The sequence below is a fragment of the Shimia sp. Alg240-R146 genome, assembly GCF_947331465.1.
In the GTDB taxonomy this organism is placed as follows: Bacteria; Pseudomonadota; Alphaproteobacteria; order Rhodobacterales; family Rhodobacteraceae; genus Shimia.
In genome coordinates this window covers 649913-667354 of the sequence record NZ_CAMZOK010000001.1, presented here as the reverse complement: position 1 = coordinate 667354, position 17442 = coordinate 649913, and the positions used below count along the sequence as shown (strand labels likewise).

General features: G+C 61.0%; 12 protein-coding genes. 1 reads left to right on the top strand and 11 read right to left on the bottom strand.

All coding sequences use genetic code 11. The features are described 5' to 3' along the window. Genes PG871_RS03115 through PG871_RS03100 form a run of 4 tightly spaced genes read right to left on the bottom strand, consistent with a single transcriptional unit; the run spans position 1 to position 5332 of the window. Positions 1 to 1449 carry an aldehyde dehydrogenase family protein gene (locus tag PG871_RS03115; RefSeq protein WP_270725836.1) on the bottom strand — a complete coding sequence of 483 codons (1449 nt, stop codon included), beginning with the start codon at positions 1447 to 1449 and terminating at the stop codon, positions 1 to 3. Between the two features lie 15 nt (positions 1450 to 1464). Next, positions 1465 to 3069, bottom strand: a complete 1605-nt coding sequence (locus tag PG871_RS03110; protein WP_108890984.1) for a class I adenylate-forming enzyme family protein — start codon at positions 3067 to 3069, stop codon at positions 1465 to 1467. Beyond that, positions 3057 to 4115: a GlxA family transcriptional regulator gene (locus PG871_RS03105; RefSeq protein WP_159088563.1), complete on the bottom strand. Its 1059-nt coding sequence runs from the start codon at positions 4113 to 4115 to the stop codon at positions 3057 to 3059. Before PG871_RS03105 ends, PG871_RS03110 begins: the two co-directional genes overlap by 13 nt. A 5-nt stretch (positions 4116 to 4120) precedes the next feature. Then, positions 4121 to 5332 (bottom strand): aminomethyltransferase family protein, encoded by a 1212-nt coding sequence (locus PG871_RS03100; protein WP_108890986.1) that lies wholly within the window; start codon positions 5330 to 5332, stop codon positions 4121 to 4123. 152 nt (positions 5333 to 5484) lie between these two features. Between PG871_RS03100 and PG871_RS03095 the strand changes: the two genes are divergently transcribed. Continuing rightward, positions 5485 to 6369, top strand: a complete 885-nt coding sequence (locus tag PG871_RS03095) for a LysR substrate-binding domain-containing protein (RefSeq protein WP_108890987.1) — start codon at positions 5485 to 5487, stop codon at positions 6367 to 6369. A gap of 248 nt (positions 6370 to 6617) precedes the next feature. Here PG871_RS03095 and PG871_RS03090 read toward each other — a convergent pair whose 3' ends face one another. The 7 genes from PG871_RS03090 to PG871_RS03060 all read right to left on the bottom strand — a co-directional run bounded on the left by PG871_RS03090 (position 6618) and on the right by PG871_RS03060 (position 17376). After that, positions 6618 to 7952: a S41 family peptidase gene (locus PG871_RS03090; protein ID WP_270725827.1), complete on the bottom strand. Its 1335-nt coding sequence runs from the start codon at positions 7950 to 7952 to the stop codon at positions 6618 to 6620. Between the two features lie 3 nt (positions 7953 to 7955). Next, positions 7956 to 9104 carry a murein hydrolase activator EnvC family protein gene (locus tag PG871_RS03085; RefSeq protein WP_270728694.1) on the bottom strand — a complete coding sequence of 383 codons (1149 nt, stop codon included), beginning with the start codon at positions 9102 to 9104 and terminating at the stop codon, positions 7956 to 7958. Then, on the bottom strand, positions 9104 to 10621 hold the full coding sequence (gene gpmI, locus PG871_RS03080; RefSeq protein ID WP_270725825.1) for a 2,3-bisphosphoglycerate-independent phosphoglycerate mutase: 1518 nt from the start codon (positions 10619 to 10621) through the stop codon (positions 9104 to 9106). The genes PG871_RS03085 and gpmI overlap by 1 nt, the downstream gene beginning before the upstream one ends. 86 nt (positions 10622 to 10707) lie before the next feature. Next, the gene (locus PG871_RS03075) at positions 10708 to 12750 is read right to left on the bottom strand and encodes a hypothetical protein (RefSeq protein WP_270725823.1); all 2043 of its coding nucleotides are present in this window, start codon (positions 12748 to 12750) and stop codon (positions 10708 to 10710) included. Then, positions 12747 to 15503: a DUF4159 domain-containing protein gene (locus PG871_RS03070; protein WP_270725822.1), complete on the bottom strand. Its 2757-nt coding sequence runs from the start codon at positions 15501 to 15503 to the stop codon at positions 12747 to 12749. The genes PG871_RS03075 and PG871_RS03070 overlap by 4 nt, the downstream gene beginning before the upstream one ends. Continuing rightward, the gene (locus PG871_RS03065; protein WP_270725820.1) at positions 15500 to 16372 is read right to left on the bottom strand and encodes a DUF58 domain-containing protein; all 873 of its coding nucleotides are present in this window, start codon (positions 16370 to 16372) and stop codon (positions 15500 to 15502) included. Before PG871_RS03065 ends, PG871_RS03070 begins: the two co-directional genes overlap by 4 nt. After that, complete coding sequence (locus PG871_RS03060; protein ID WP_054003914.1) at positions 16369 to 17376, bottom strand: AAA family ATPase; 1008 nt, start codon at positions 17374 to 17376, stop codon at positions 16369 to 16371. The genes PG871_RS03065 and PG871_RS03060 overlap by 4 nt, the downstream gene beginning before the upstream one ends. Between the last annotated feature and the right edge of the window lie 66 nt (positions 17377 to 17442).

The window sequence follows — 17442 nt, the reverse complement described above, 5'->3', positions numbered from 1 at the left end:
TCACTCCCAATCGCTGACGGCCTTGACCTCAAGGAATTCCTCAAGACCCCAGACACCACCTTCACGGCCATTTCCCGAATGCTTCATGCCGCCGAAAGGCGAGCCCGCACCGCCGAGTTTGCCGTTCATCTCGACCATACCAGACCGCAGCCGCCGCGCGACCCGGCGTGCGCGGGACTTGTCCGTAGTCTGGACATAGTTCGTGAGGCCATAGGGCGTGTCATTCGCCAAGGCGATCGCCTCCTCTTCGGAATCGAAGGGCGAGATACACAGCACCGGTCCGAAGATTTCTTCCTTCCAGATCGTCATGTCCGGCGTGACATCGGCAAAGATCGTTGGGCGCACGAAGTGACCGCGGTTCAGCCCGTCAGGGCGGCCAAGTCCACCCGCGATCAACGCGGCGTGTTCATCAATGCCGTGCTTGATCAAGTACTGGATCTTGTTGAACTGTGTTTCAGACACAACCGGGCCGATCTGGCGGCCTTCGATGTCCGCTGGTCCGACCTCCGTTTTTTCTGCTACGGCTCGGGCGGTTTCAACGGCCTGGTCGTAGATCGAGCGCTCCACGAGCATCCGGGTCGGCGCGTTGCAGGACTGGCCCGAATTGTTGAAGCAGTGCCGCACGCCGCGTGTGACGGCCTTTTCATCTGCATCGGCGAAGATGATGTTGGCCCCCTTACCCCCCAGTTCGAGGCTGACGCGTTTCACGGTGTCTGCCGCGGCCTTGCTGATCGCGACCCCAGCTCGGGTTGACCCGGTGAAGCTGACCATGTCCACATCCGGGTGCGCGGTGAGATGCGCGCCAACACCGGCACCATCACCGTTCACAAGATTGAACACGCCGGGTGGGAAGCCCGCTGCATCGATCATCTCGGCCAGCAGAATGGCACTGAGTGGCGAGAGTTCAGAGGGTTTCAGCACCACCGTGCACCCCGCTGCCATCGCCGGGGCGACCTTCAGCATCACCTGGTTCATCGGCCAGTTCCATGGGGTGATCAGGGCACAGACACCGACCGGCTCGTATAGGATCATGTCGCCGGGCGCGTGATCCCCCAAGGGGCGCTCAAAGGCAAAAGCCTTGGCCGCCCGAATGGTGTTCTTGAGATGCCCAGCTCCGGCGCCGACCTGTGCCGTCTTTGCCAGTGCGATAGGTGCACCCATTTCGGTGCTGATGGCCTGCGCCATGTCTTCGGCCCGAGACTTGTAGCCCTCCATCAACCGCTCCAGTGCGGCGATTCGTTCCTCGGGGTCTGTTGCCGCCCAGGCCGGGAAGGCTGCCTTGGCCGCGGCGACGGCCGCGTCAGCGTCAGCGACGCCACCCAAAGTGATCGTGGCGATCTTCTCTTCGGTCGACGGGTTTTCAACCGCCATTTCGCGCCCGTCGATCGAGGCGACCCACCCCCCATTTATGTAGTGGCCGTTGAAATAGTGTTTGGATGCGTCCTGCATGGCGGTTCCTGTCAATCAGAGTTCAGCATATTCCCCGGCGACGAAACCATCGCGGAGAACGAATTTCTGGATTTTGCCCGAGCCGGTCAGGGGAAAGCCTTCGACCTGCACCCAGACATTCGGGGTTTTCTGCGGCGACATATTTGCGCGGCAATGGGCATGCAGCGCGGGTTTGTCGAGTGGTCCTGTGCTGCGGATGAACGCGCCGATGACCTCGCCCCACTTCGGGTCCGGCAGGCCGACCACAGCGACCTCGGCCACGCTCGCGTGTTCCAACAGGCAGTTCTCGATCTCCGCCGGGAAATGGTTCTCGCCACCCCGGATGATCATCTCCTTGACGCGGCCCGTGACGGTGACGTAGCCGCGCGTATCCATCCGGCCCAGATCGCCGGTGTGCAGCCAACCCATTGCGTCTACGGTCTCGGATGTGGCCGTGGGGTTGTCGTTGTATTCCAGCATGACGCAGGGGCCGCGGGCACAGATTTCCCCGACCTCTCCTACGGCGACAGCACTATTGTTATCGACGCTGCGGATCGAAACCTCGGTCTGCGCCACTGCCTGGCCAGCCGTGTTGCAGATGTCATCGATACTGTCTGACAAATGGTGTTGCGTGATCACCGGACAATGCTCGGTCTGGCCATAGAGCGTCGAAAATCCGGCGCCCATCAGGGTCTGCACCCGGCGCACCAGTTCCGGGGCCACCATCGAGCCGCCGCAGCTGACCAGTTTCAGGGCTGACAGGTCGCGCGGCCGCGTTTCCTGTGCGTCGAGCAGCGCCACCACCATGGTCGGCACGCCAAGGATGATGTCAGCGCCGCTCGCTTCCAACTGGTCAAGCACGACGTCCGGGTCAAACAGGCTGATCAGCACCATTCGGCACCCCGCCTGAAGGCATCCAAGCGTGACCATACCGCAGCCCGAGGTGTGAAACATCGGCATGATGTTGACCCAGGTGGTCGCTTTTGTCGCGCCGCAGCGGGACGCGTAGAAGCGTGCATTGTTGACCAACCCGCGATGGCTCAGCACCGCCCCTTTGGGAAAGCCGGTGGTGCCGGATGTATACTGGATCATCGCCGCGTCGCCTGGGGCAACATCGGACAAAGCAGGCGGGCGGGAGCCTTCTGTGTAAACTGCTGCGCTTTCCATGTCTGTGACTTCGCGCACTGCAGGGATGCTCGCCGCGACCTCAGCGCCAATCCGGCCCATTGGGTTGCCACGGAATTCCTCGACGAGGAACAAGGCGACCGCCCCGGATTGCTCCAGCACGTAGGCCAGCTCGCGTGCCTGAAAAGCCGGGTTCGCGGTCACCAGAACCACCCCTGACAGCGCGCAAGCATATTCCATCAGCACCCATTCTGGGCTGTTGGGCGACCAGACTACCACCCGTTCGCCGGGCGCAAACCGGGTGGACAGAGCCAAAGCCAGCCGCTCGGCATCTTTCAGAAGTTCGGCATAGGCCCAGCGGCGTCCTTCTGTACCGTCCCGCCTGACTTCGACCAAGGCCTCCGCCTCCGGGCGCGCCGCAGCGACCTCGCGCAGCAACCCGCCAACCGTGATGTCGCGGATATCCGCATCATTCTGCGCCGGGAAGTGCGAAGTGGTGAGGTTCAAATTGTACATTTTTTTGCTCCTTCTGAGCAGTCGCCATCTGGGAGAGGATCATCTATTCGCCGGATTCCCACATCCAGAAGGGGTGAAACTCCAAACTGCTTCCGGTAAAGGCGGGAGAAATGGGACTGGCTCTGAAAACCGCTCGCAATCGCAATTTCGATCAGAGGCAATTCTGTTTGTTGAAGCAATCGCCGTGCATGTTCCAGCCTCAGCTTCACATAGAATGCTTTAGGGCTGGTCGCCATATGAGCCTTGAAGATGCGCTCAAGCTGACGCATCGAGACGCCGGTTAAGACAGCTATCTCCTGCGCTGAAACAGGCTCTTCCAGGCGCGATTGCATTACCCTGATAGCCTTTGCCAGCTTGGAGTTGCGCTCTCGCATGTGCACGAACTCGGCGGCCCCTTGGTCCTCTTGTCCAGTCCTGAAGGAACTGCAAACAAGCCGGTCTGCGACCCAATTGGCTATTCTGCTGTCACTGGTCAATGCGATCAGTTGCAACATCATGTCGAGGGTCGACGCCCCGCCGGCACAGGTCAGGCTTTTTTCGCCAATACAGAAGATGTTCTGCTTTAACTCCAGCTCTGGGCAATGTTCGGCAATTGCCCCCCTATACGCCCAATGTGCAGAAACTGGCCCGTTCAAACGCACACCAGCCTTTGCCAATGTGAATACAGCGCTCCCAATTGCGCCTATGCGCGCTCCTTTCCGGGAAACACTCCGCAACCAGGCCAGCACTGGCAAAGTAGATGCGCCTACATATTCCTTACCTCCCAGCACGATTACTGTGCTTCTTCTGCTGACTGGCATCATCGGGCCATCTACTTTCATGGACAATCCGTTAGACGCCAACACAGCGTTTCCGTCTTCACTGAACAAAGACCACGAATATCTGGGCGTCTGGTCAAACTGGTTGGCTTCATTCAACACGTCCAGCGCAGCGCAAAGATCCAACGAGGAGAACGACCTCAATAGTAAGAAAGCAAAGTGTGTGGAGACGGCCGAAGCCGCCTCTGGTTGGCAACTCCTAGAGCGTTCTGTTGAAACGCTGGGCATGAAGGTCATTCCGCCGCGATCGGTTTGGTCGGGATGTCCACAAGCTTGCCGCGCGGAATGAGCCGGTCCGCGTCATACATCGGGAGAGTGCAAAGCTCGCCGCTCTGGGTGGACCCATCAGCGCAAAGCACATCGACCTGCGTGCCCGGACCCTGTGCGGGGTCGTCCATGCGCACGATGCAAACACCACAGCCCTGATAGGGCGAATAGCCCGAGGAACAAACCCGACCGACATCTTTTCCATCAATGGTCATGACGCGTCCAAGCTGCGCCACACCGCCGGACACGCGCATGCCCCAGGTGCGGCAGGATTTATCGGCGGCCTCCAGCGCTTTGCGGCCAACAAAGTCACGGTCGTCGAACTCGACAAAACCGCCAAGCCCTGCGTCGAACGGCGTCGTCTCGGCTCCGAAATCCGACCCGGCGTTGAGCAACCCGGCCTCGATCCGCCGCGCCCGGAACACCGGCGTTCCGGTCAGCAGGATGCCGAACGCAGCACCAACCTCCATGATCCTGTCGCCGATGGCGGGGATGTCGGTGTCGGGTAACATGTAGACTTCCCAGCCCAGTTCATTGGTGAAGCCCGAGCGGCTGATCCAGCAGGTCTGCCCCGCGATGGAAACCTCGGCGCAGTCGAAATAGCGGAAAGGATCGGGCATGGGGCCGTCCAGCACAGCAGCCAGCAAGTCCAGCGACCGTGGGCCTTGAATCTGGCTGACCCAGACATTCGGGTCGTGGATTTTCACGTCCAGCCCCTCGGCATGTGCCTTGTACCAGCTGAACAGATCCCCATCGGCTTGCGCCATCCAGAACCTGTCCTGCGACAGCCGCAACAGCACCCCGTCGGTGATCATGCCGCCATCGTGATAGCAGGCAAACTGATAGGAACAGCGCCTCGGCTTCACCTTGCTGACACTCCGGGTGAACACCTTGTTCAAGAGGGTTTCGGCGTCTGCTCCGCTGATCTCGATCGGCAACTCGCCGGTGTGACGAAAGATGACATTGGTGCGCACGGCCCAATACATCTCGTCTTCCGTGGCCGTGTCGAGTTTCTCCGGCGTCAGGCGCGAGTTGTAGAGCGTGTATTCGGGATCGTAAGGCAGTTCCATGTAGCTTAGTGGATGGGGCGGCATGGTGCGGGTCAGTTCGCGCGGGCGCTCGCCTTTGTTCTGGAAAGCTTTGACCGCGAAACGAGTGTGGGAGAGGTCGGTTGTCATGTTGTTCACCGTTCAGAGTTGTTAGACGTCTGCGGGTGATCTTCGACAAGGACAGATGGGTGCCACGCATTAGATTAAATGTATTGGGCCAGATGCGCTTGGCGCAAATCTAATGATTTGCACAAGTCGTTCGAAAAAATTAGACAATATACATGCGCTTTCGTTCCTATGATGCTCTCAGGATTTTTGATGCCGTCGCCCGCAATCTGTCGATGACCAAGGCGGCGGACGAGGTGCATCAATCGAAAGGGTCGATCAGTTACCAGGTGGGCAAGCTTGAAGCCGAGCTCGGCTTTCGCCTGTTCGAGCGCGCGCACGCCAAACTGGAACTGACGGAGGAAGGGCGCAGGTTGTGGCATGTGTCCCAAACGGCCCTAAGCCAGATCGACCGTGAAATCGAAGACCTGCGTGGCACCGCATCAGGCGCCGTGACCGTTGGCGCACTGACCTACTTCTCGTCACGCTGGCTGTCGCCAAGGCTCACACGGTTTTTCGAGGCCAATCCCCGTATCAGCCTGCGGATCGAACCGATCAACTCCGTGGAAATGTTGAGATCTGTCAGAGCGGACATGGCTATCCTCTGGGGAATTGGCGGCTGGAAGGACCATAAGAGCGAACTTCTTCTGTCCCTGCCTGCCGTTCCAACCGCCAACCGCGCAGTCGCAGAGCAGGTAAAGCGGCTTGGACTGGCCGAGGCGGTCAGGCAGCTTCCGCTCTTGGGGGACAGCTCCGGCGATGCCGGTTGGCGCGCCTGGCACAAAGCCGCCGGGCTGCCTTACGCGCCCAGCCGGTCCAGCCTCACGATCCCGGATTCAAACAGCCGCGTTCAGGCGGTGGTGGATGGCCAGGGGATCGCCCTTTGGGATGATCTGGTCGCGCCAGAAATTGGCGATGGAACACTTGTCAGATTGTCCGATGTCAGAGTTGAAAACGCGGGTTACTTTGTCGTTTTCACGGATCGGCCGATGTCTCAGGGTGCGGAGGCATTCTTGGACTGGTTGCGGGCTGAAAACGATCGCAGCGATGGGCCGGTTTAGAATCCCGCGGGTTCGCAGCGCTTGAACGGCGGGTTTGGCGAATCCTGCCGCGCCGCCGAATTTCCCCCTCGCATGAGCGATAGCTTTCTGCGTCAGCAATAGCCGCGTTTGCACAAGTCCGGTCTGTCCGCAAAGCTGACCCACGCCCAATCCAAAGCCCACTTACCACTCCCTAAGTCAAGCGACTGGGAACCCAAACAAAAGGGCGCCCGCTTGGGACGCCCTTTTGCGTGATCTCAGGTGCGAGATTACTCTTTCGGACCCAATGCCGACAGACCTTTGAGAATATCCAGTGCATAGGCCAGCTGGTAATCCTCTTCGCGCAGTTTAGCGGCTTCTTCGGCCTTGGCGCGGTCCTCTTCGATCTGGCGTACCTCGTCGTCGGTCAGACTGTCGTTGTTCAGACTGCCACGCAGGTCCGCTTCGCCATTAAAGCGGCGGCTGGTTTCCTCTTCCTCCTCGCCGGCAGGCTTGCGACGCGGCTGTTCCACGACGATGTCCGGGCTCACGCCCAGCGCCTGAATAGAACGGCCCGACGGCGTGTAATACCGCGCTGTGGTCAGACGCATCGCGCCTTCGCCCCGCAGCGGCATCACAGTCTGTACCGACCCTTTGCCAAAGCTCTTGGTGCCCACCACGATCGCGCGGCGGTGATCTTGCAGCGCACCGGCAACAATTTCCGATGCCGAGGCGGAGCCACCATTGATCAGAACCACAATCGGTTTGCCTTCGGCCAGATCGCCCGGCTCGGCATTGTAGCGCTCGCCATCCTGAGGGTTGCGGCCGCGGGTCGATACGATCTCACCTTTTTCAAGGAAGCTGTCGGACACTTTGATCGCTTGGGTTAGCAAACCACCGGGGTTGTTGCGCAGATCCAGAACGATGCCGTTCACGCTGTCCATGCCGCCAAGTTCCTCGACTTGCTTGGCAAAGCCGGATTCCAGATTTGGTGTGGTCTGGTCGTTGAATGTGGTGACCCGCAAAACGACGCTGTCGCCCACGGTGCGGGTGCGTACGGCGGTCAATTTGATGGTGTCACGCACGATGGTCACGTCAAACGGCTCGGTCTCGCCCTCCCGTACCACGGTGATCACGATCTCGCTGCCAACCGGGCCGCGCATCATTTCCACCGCTTGATCCAGATTCAGACCCAGAACGCTTTCGCCATCCACATGTGTGATGAAATCGCCCGCTTCGATGCCCGCTGCGTCCGCAGGGGTGTCATCAATCGGAGAGACAACTTTGACAAAGCCCTCTTCTTGCGTGACCTCAATGCCAAGCCCGCCAAATTCACCGCGCGTCTGCACGCGCATGTCTTCGGCATCGTCAGGCGACAGATAGGAACTGTGCGGATCAAGCGACGTCAGCATGCCGTTGATCGCGGCTTCGATCAGGTCGCCCTCGTCCACTTCTTCGACATATTGAACGCGGATGCGTTCAAAAATATCTCCGAACAGGTCCAGCTGTTGATACACGTTGGCTTTGCGGTCGTTTTCCTGGGCCAGCAGGGGGCCTGCCACCTGTGTCGTGACCAGCAGACCGGCCAATGCGCCGGTCGCGGCCGCAGCGACAAACTTCTTCATGTGCTATCCATCCTTATTGGTTTTGAACCACGTTTCCGGGTCCACGGGCGATTTGCCCTCTCTTACCTCTATATAGAGCGTTTCTGTGCGGTCCTGACCAGTGCCTTCACTCGACTGTGACAGGATCGCACCCACTTCTGGGTCATTTCCGCCCATCAAACCGACCGGAGTGCCCTCCGGCACCACTTCTCCGACCCGGCCATAGACCTGTGCCAGCCCCGAGAAGACAAAAAGGAAGCCCGGTTGAGGTTCCAGAATCATCACGTTGCCATAATCCAGCAGCGGGCCACGATACCGGATCGTCGCCGCCGCCGGCGCCGTCACCAGTGCGTTGGGCCGCGTCGCCAGAACCAATCCCGGGCGTTTGATGCCTGCGGCGTCTGCCTCGCCGGCGCGGCGCAGCACGCGTGCCTCAACCGGCAGCGCCAGATCACCTTTGCGCACCGTGATGTCCGGCAGGTCAATTTCGGCCATGCCCTCGACCTGCAAATCCACCAAGGCGCTGGCAAAGCCTTCCAGCGTTTCGGTGGATGCAATCAACAGCGCGGTTTGCACCGGATCTTCGGTGAAACGCCGTGGCAAATCCGTGCGATCCGCCATGGCCTTTGACAACTCCTGACGCGCCGCTTGTGCGCCCGCCAAACCACCCTGAAGCGTTTCCGCCGCGCCTTCTTGCAAGCTGCGCAGAATGGTCACCTCTTCAAGGTCGCGCCGCACCGCCGCAGCCCGTGTTTCAAGCGCCGGTGTCACATCCGCCAGGATCATGCCTGCGCGGGCTGTGCCGACCGGTCCATCGGGATGTAACAACATCACCGGCGATTTATCCTGCCCCATGGTCTGCAACACGCCCAAAAGGCGGGCGATGTCGACTTCTTGGGCCTTCAACTGCTTGCTCAGCTGCGCCTCTCGGATCGCAGCCCGCCGCAACCCCGCACGCAGCGCAGTCAATCCAGCTTCATAAGCATGCACGACCGTGGTCAGTGACGACACTCGGTCCCGACTGCCTTTGGCTTTGGACAACGCCACCGATGCCGCTTCCAGTTGCTCCGCTGCCATACGTGCGGAACCGGCCGGATCGGTCTCGGTCCGACCCGGAGCGGCCGCAAGGACGGTCAAGACCGCCAGCGTCAGCAAAAGCGCAGGGCATCTCATCACGTTATCAGGCTCTCTCCGGTCATTTCCTCAGGCAACTCCAGCCCCATCAATTCCAGCAACGTCGGCGCAAGATCGGCCAGCCGCCCCTTGCGCAGCGATGCCCCCTCAGGTCCATTCACCAAAATCACCGGCACAGGGTTCAACGTGTGTGCCGTGTGTGGCCCACCGGTGACCGGATCTACCATGGTTTCACAGTTGCCGTGATCCGCGGTCACGATCATCACGCCCCCCGCGACCTCAAGCGCGGCGCGCACCTTGCCAAGACCTTCGTCCACTGCCGCGCAAGCCGCCGTCGCCGCCTCAAGGCTGCCGGTGTGGCCCACCATATCGGGGTTGGCATAGTTCGTGACGATCAGGTCATAGCCATGCGCGATCGCCGCCACGAATTGCTCTGTGACTTCGGCACAAGACATCTCGGGCTGTAAATCATACGTCGCCACCTTGGGCGACTTCGGCATAAAACGATCCTCGCCCTGTGACGGCGTTTCTTCTCCGCCGTTCAGGAAAAACGTCACATGCGGGTATTTCTCGGTTTCCGCCAAACGGAACTGGGTTTTGCCAGCCTTGGCGACCCACTCGCCCAAAGTGTTGGTGATTTCCTGCTTGGGATAGGCCGTGGTCATATACCCGTTGTGCGCGTCGGAATAGTTCACCATTCCCAGCACCGCCGCCCATTGCGGACGCGCGGGCACGTCAAAGGCGTCAAAACCCGGCTGCGCCAACGCCGCAAGGATTTCGCGTGCACGGTCCGCGCGGAAATTCAGGCAGAAAAACCCGTCGCCGTCCTTGGCCCCCGCATAATCGCCGATCACCGTGGCCGGAATGAATTCATCGCTTTGATCCTGCTCGTAGGCCGCGTCAACAGCCTCCTTGGCGCTGGTTGCCACCAGCCCTTTGGCGCCAACCCAGGCATCAAACGCCGTGCTGACACGCTCCCAACGATTGTCGCGGTCCATTGCAAAATACCGCCCTGCAACGGTTGCGACTTTCGCTCCATCTGGCAGCGCGGCCATCAGCGTCTCAACAAAGCCCAGCGCCGAACTTGGCGCCACATCGCGCCCGTCGGTGATCGCGTGCAATGCCACAGGAACACCGGCATCTGTCACACCCTTGATCGCAGCCAGAACATGGCTCAGGTGGCCGTGCACGCCGCCGTCCGAAATCACGCCCATCAGATGCGCAGTCCCGCCGGTTTTCTTGAGCGTCGCAATGAAATCTTGCAGCGCAGCGTTGTTAAAAAACGAGCCATCTTCGATCGCCAGATCAATCTGACCCAAGTCCATCGCCACCACACGACCCGCGCCAATATTGGTGTGGCCCACTTCGGAATTGCCCATCTGCCCGCTTGGCAAGCCCACGTCAGGCCCATGCGTGATCAGCGTCGCATTCGGGCAGTCCGCCATCATCGCATCAAAGTTCGGCGTGGCGGCCAGAAACGGCGCGTTGGCAGCGGTGTCGTCAGAGACACCCCACCCGTCCAGAATGCACAAAACAACGGGTTTGGGCGGTGTCATAGGGGGCTCCGATTACTGCTTTGCGACGTTCTACCGCGTGCATGCCGCAGGGGGAACAGGTTTTTGGATCAAAGCCAACACGACACCTACCGCCGCCCCTCACGTAGCCAGCCCGCCACAATGAAAAGCGACGCCAACAACAGCACCGCCCAAGCAGGCAACAACGGCGTGCGCGCCACGTCCAAGGTCTCAAACGCGCCGCGTGGCGTGATTCCGATCCATCCGCGCCCCATCGCCGGCCGTCCGGCCCGCACATCGCGCACCGCCGGCACGCCATCCACCAAGGCCCAATCGCCGCCATTGGTGGCCTCCAACATGGGCGCCAGCACGGTCGCGCTGGCCAGCGTTTCTTCAAACTCACGTGGCGCGGCGGGGCCCAGTCCGATCACCGCGGTCTCATCGCCGTTCACAAGTCGATAAAGCCCGATGTCGGCCCCGTCATAAACCGTCTCAAACCGCCCCGGCGTTGTCTCTTCCAGCGGCAGCGACACAACCTCGCCCGACGGCGTGGTGATTTGCACATCCCCTACGTCCTCCTCCAAGGAGCGACGCACAATCCGCATCCGCTGGCCGGTGGCCTCAGCCCACAGCGCCTCTTCCTCCAGCTCCGGCTCACCCATCATCCAATGCGCCAACCGCCGCAACATCTCAAGCTGCGGCCCGCCACCATCATAGCCCCGCGCCCAAAGCCACGCGTGATCGGAAGCCAACAGAGCCACACGCCCTTCCCCAACACGGTTGAGCACAAGCAACGGGCTGTCCTCGGCACCGGTCATCAGAACATCACCCGCTTCCGGCGCCACTTCAACCTGCCGCAGCCACGCGCCCCAATTGCCTGCATCCGGCAGCCCCGCGGTAACCGGATGCCGCCCGCCAACATCAGAAACCGTCGGCACAAACCGCTGATCCATCACCCGCGCTGTCGGGCTGCCCGGCAACACCTGCGCCAATGGAGAGCGATAGATGCTGTCGGCGCTGGCATAATCCGGTCCAGCGGCCACCAAAACCGCCCCGCCCTTGCGCACATAATCCGCCACGTTTTCCAGATAGAGCGCGGGCAATATCCCGCGCCGCTGATAGCGGTCAAAAATGATCAGATCGAAATCGTCAATCTTCTCCATAAACAGTTCCCGCGTCGGAAAGGCGATCAACGACAACTCTGCCACCGGTACGCCATCCTGCTTTTCAGGGGGACGCAGAATGGTGAAATGCACCAGATCAACCGAGGCATCCGATTTCAGCAGATTGCGCCACGTCCGTGCGCCTTGGTGCGGCTCGCCCGACACCAGCAGAACCCGCAACCTGTCGCGCACGCCATTGATCTGCACCAGCGCCGCGTTGTTGCGATCCGTCAACTCGCCTTCTTCAAACGGCACCGAAAACTGGATCACGTTGCGCCCGCCATGTGGCAGAGTCACCGGCAGCTCGATATCGCGCCCTAAAGGCACCATGAATTCCTGCGGCGTGTCTCCGTCAATCGAGATGTAAAGCGGCGCGCGGGCCACGCCGGTTGGCGCCGCGCCGCTGTCTTCAACCCGCAAAGTCAGTGTCACAGGCTCGCCCAGAATGGCAAAGGCAGGCGCGTTTTTGACGCTCAACCGCCGGTCCCAATCGCTGTCCCGTCCTGTGTGCAGCAAATGAAACGGCGCGGGCAGCTCTGGCGCCAGATCCATGTCATGCACCACGCCATCGCTCAGTGCGACCACGCCGGCGACGCGGCCACGTGGTTCCTGTGCCAGCGCTTCGTTCAACGCCGCCATCATCTCGGTTCCGGCGTCATTCAGACCATCGCCCACATCCACGCGCCGCACTTCGGTGTTGTCGCGCGCGCCCAACCGCGCCGCCATCGCGGTGGCCGCCGCTTCGGTCCGCTCTGATCGGTCATCCAGCCTCTGACTGGCGCTTTGGTCCACCAACATCAGCACAATATCACTCAATGGCGCGCGATTTTCGGTCTGCAACACAGGCCCCGCCAAAGCGGCCAAAATCACCAGCCCCGCCAAGGCGCGAAACGCCCAGCCCGTCAAACCGCGCCACAATGCAATCGACACCGCGATCCCGCTCAAGGCCGCCAATGCGACCAACAACCAGATCGGCACAATCGGATCAAACAACAGGTTTCCGGTCATTGGCCCAACCGATCCAGCAACGCAGGCACATGCACCTGATCGCTTTTGTAATTGCCCGTCAGCACGTGCATCACAAGGTTCACACCAAACCGGTAGGCCAGCTCGCGTTGCCGCTCTCCGGCGCGGCCTCGCCCAATCGGATAGACTGTGTTGCCACGCGCATCCCGCGCCCAAGCCGCCGCCCAGTCGTTGCCGCCAATCACCACCGGCGTCACGCCATCGTTGAGGTTGCGAAACGGCATGCCTTCGATCAGCACCGCATCCGGCGGCGCGGCCTCAACCCAGACCTCATCGCTCCCGTATCGACCCGGAAAATCCTGCAACAGGTAAAACGTACGCGTCAAAACGTGGTCTGACGGCAACGGATCGAGTGGCGGAATATCCAGCCCCGTTGCAAGACTTTGCAGCTTGCGCCCGTTTGGACTGCTGGCCCCGAACCCCGCAACATCACCATCGCGCGTATCAAACAAGATCATCCCGCCCGAGCGCAAATATTGGTTCAGCTTGGCGTAAGCGTCGCGGCTTGGCGTGGGTTGGTCCGGCGTAATGGGCCAATAAAGAAAGGGATAAAACGCCAGCTCATCGCGTTCCAGATCCACCGACGCTGGCGGCCCGGGCTCCACCGATGTGCGGAAGTTGAGCACATTGCCCAACCCACGCATACCCGCAAAGGCCACGTCGTCCACCTGCTTGTCGCCGGTCATAATGTGGGCCAGAGTGACCTCTTGTGCATGGTCCACCAAGACATCCGCCGACTGCGCCAACGCGTCGGAACCGCCACTGACCGCAATCATCGTCGCTACAACAACCGATGCGACCCGCGCGCTCCAAAGTCGGCCAGACACGGCCAATGACGCCAACACATCCGCCGCCAACATGATCAGCGCCGCCGCCAGAAAATAGCCCGACAGATCGGTTGTCACCGCACCGCGCAGCCCCTCAACCGGCACATCCACAGGCCAACGCACCGGTGCCAACGTATCCTCATCGCGCACAACATTCAGCGCCATCAACCGATCTCCGTCACGATACAATCCAGGACGCAACTCCGCGCTAAGCGGCTGTTCTAGCATCGCTTCACCCGCCACACCCGGCAAGGTCTGGCCATCCTCCAGCCGTCCAAATCCATCCAGCACTTTCACGGGCTGCCAAGTTGTACCCGCCAGACGTTCTTCTGCATCCGCACTTGTTGCGCTCAACACGGCCAAGCGGTCCAGCATTTGCACAAACAGCCCCGACAACGGCAACCCCGACCACTGGGCATTGGCGGTGACATGCACCAGAACCACTTGCCCCTGACCCACAGCTTTGCGCGTCACCAATGGCGTGCCGTCACTCAGCGCGGCGATCACACGATCCGCCAAGGTTGGATCCGGCTGTGCCATGACCTGAGCAGTGACGGTGACTTCATCCGGCACCGAAAGTCCGTAAAACGGGCTGTCCACATCAAACGGCGCCAGCGACTTGGGTTCCCCCCAACTCATCGCCCCGCCAATGCTGCGCCCACCCGCGCGCAACCGCACCGGCATCAACGGGTCTTCCTCGGACCGGCTGACCTCGCTCGCCGCCAGTTTTGGTCCGGCAAACCGCAACAGCAAACCACCCTGATCCAGCCAGTCCAGCATCGCCGCAGTCTCGCCTTCAGACAAAACCGCCACATCCGCCAGAACGATCACATCGGGGTTGGCCGGCAGAATGTCTGTCAACGCGGCTTCCAACACATCGGCCGTCGGCTCCAAAGCCTGCCGCAGATAATGCAGCGGCGACAAAAGCTGCAGGCCTTCGCGATCCTCACGCCCTGCAATCAACGCCACCTCGCGGCGGCGCAGGCTGTCGTCACTCAAACTCACTGCGCCGGCCGAACGCAGCCCCGCAATCTCAAACCGTGTCACCCGCGCCCGCAATTCACTTGGCAGCGACAGCGCGTTCTCAGCTTCCGCAGCCCCCGCCTCAAACGTCAAAGGCAACGCCGCCAGCACCCGTTCGGTGCCCGCCGGATCAAGCCCAATGGCCTGCACAGTGATCTCGCGTTGCAAAGCCGCCTGCGTGCGCTTGGCGGTCAGGATCACTTTGCCATCCTCATAGCGCGGCGGTGCCAGCGCCAACGCTCCGCGTCCGGTCTGCACCACGCGCACATCGCCACGCGCCTGCAAGGCCGCCAAAACATCGCCACGTCCATCGCGATCCAATCCATCCGATAGCCAAATGGTGTCAAACGCCTGATCACCAAGCGAGTCTGCAAATCCTTTGTGGGTCTCCACATCTGCCGCCCAAGGCGCTGGCAGAACGCCCGCCATGCGCGCCTTCCAAACGTCGGCCTGTGCAAACCGCAATTCCTCTGGCGCGCTCAACCGCTGCAATGCCACCACGCGTCCATCGCGCGCCGCTTCATCAAGCAACGCGTCCACCATCGCGCGCCGCGCGTCCCAATCGCTGGCCGAAGCCCAGCTGCCATCCATCAGGACCAACAACGGCCCGCGCCCGTCTTCGCGATCCTGCGGGTTGAGCAAGGGGCCGGCCAATCCGATGATCACAGCCGCCAGCGCCAACATGCGTAGCACCAACAGCCACCACGGCGTGCGATCCGTCACCGTGTCGTCGTCGCTCAGCCCCAATAACAGCACGACACCGGGAAACAGGCGCTTCACGGGCGCAGGTGGTATAGCCCGCAAAATCAGCCACAGGATCGGCAAAACCACCAATGCCGCCAACAAAACCGGCGTTGTGAACCCTATGGCGAGACCAAACATCATCCACGGTTCTCCAACGCCCGATGCAACCAAAGCAACGCCGACTGCGCACTGTCACCGGTATGATGCGTGCCATATTGCCAACCCGTCACCCGACACAGATGGCGCAAAGCCTCACGCCGCTCCGCCAACCGGTCAATATAACGCTGACGCAAATCGTCGGCCTTCCTGGTTTCATGGGCCAACGTGCCACCCATGCTTTCAAATACAGCCCGCCCCCGATATGGGAAATCCTCCTCAGCCGGATCAAGCACCTGATAACAAACGCCGCGCACCCCGCGATCCGCTGCTTTGGTCAGCGCTTCGGAAAACGCGTCAAAGTCGCCCATGAAATCAGACACAAACAACGCCCTCGCATGGGGCAGCATCGCCTTTGTCTCGGGCGTGCCGTAATCGCCGTCCTCGTCGCGCAAAAACATTTCTGTCAGGCGCAAAATCTGCCCCTCACCACGGCGCGGCGGCAAAAGTGTGCCCGTCAGGCCAACCCGTTCGCCGCTGCGGATCAGCAAAATTGCCACCGCCAGCGCCAGAACACGGGCGCGGTCTCGTTTGGTGACGCCATCTTTGACGCTGGCAAACCGCATCGAGGGTGCCGCATCCACCCAAAGCATCACCGACTGCGCCACTTGCCATTCGCGTTGGCGCACAAATTGCGCGTCCGATTTGGCCGACCGCCGCCAGTCAATCATGCGCAAACTGTCGCCGGGTTGAACGGGGCGGTATTGCCAGAAATCGTCGCCCAGTCCCGACCGCCGTCGCCCGTGCTCGCCCAACAAAACCGTGCCGGCCAGATGCTCCGCCTGCGCCAAAAGGGGCGGCAGGCGTGCTGCCTCAGCCTCAGCTTTGCTGCGCAGATGGGCGTTTTGGCTCACGCGGCAGCTCCTACGCTGTCAAACCGACGCACCGTTTCTTCGATCAAACCGGCCAACGACTCGCCGCGCGCCCGCGCCGCAAATGTCAGCGCCATCCGGTGGCTCAGCACCGGACCCGCCATGTCGACAACGTCCTGTGCATTGGGTGCCAAACGCCCATGCAACAAGGCTTGCGCCCGCACGGTCATCATCAAGGCCTGCGCCGCACGTGGCCCTGGCCCCCAGCTTACATGATCACGCACCGCTTCGCTGGCGCTCGGATCATCGGGTCGGCACGCCCGCACCAGATCAAGGATCAGTTCCATCACGCTCTCGCCCACCGGCATCCGCCGCAGCAATGTCTGCGCCGCAATCAATTCCTCGCCGGTGAACACCTGATGCGCCTCGTCTTCCTGCACACCGGTGGTTGCCAAAAGAATGTCGCGCTCGGTGTCGCGATCCGGATACGGCACGTCGATCTGCACCAGAAACCGGTCCAACTGTGCCTCAGGCAGCGGATAGGTACCCTCCTGCTCAATCGGGTTCTGCGTCGCAAGCACATGAAATGGCGCATCCAGCGGTCGATCTTCGCCGGCCACGGTCACCTGCTTCTCCTGCATCGCCTGCAAAAGCGCGGATTGTGTGCGCGGGCTGGCGCGGTTGATCTCATCCGCCATCAAGAGTTGGCAAAAAATCGGCCCCGGGACGAATCGAAATTCGCGGGTGCCGCCTTTGCCTTTCTCCAAAACCTCGGAGCCCAGAATATCGGCAGGCATCAGGTCGGGCGTGAACTGCACGCGGTTTCCGTTCAAGCCCATAACAGTCGACAACGTGTCCACCAAAAGCGTCTTGCCAAGGCCCGGAAGGCCAATAAGCAAAGCGTGTCCGCCGCACAAAAGGGACGACAGCGTCAGGTCGACGACCCTCTCCTGTCCGACAAATCGCCGTGTAATCGCCGCCTTGGCAGCCGCCAGTTTTTCGCCCAGCGCTTCGATTTCCACGACCAGATCGGCGTCTTCGCTCATGACATTTCTCCTGACAGGTCTATATGCTTACAGTGACCTTATCCCGCGCAGATGAAATGGCAAAAA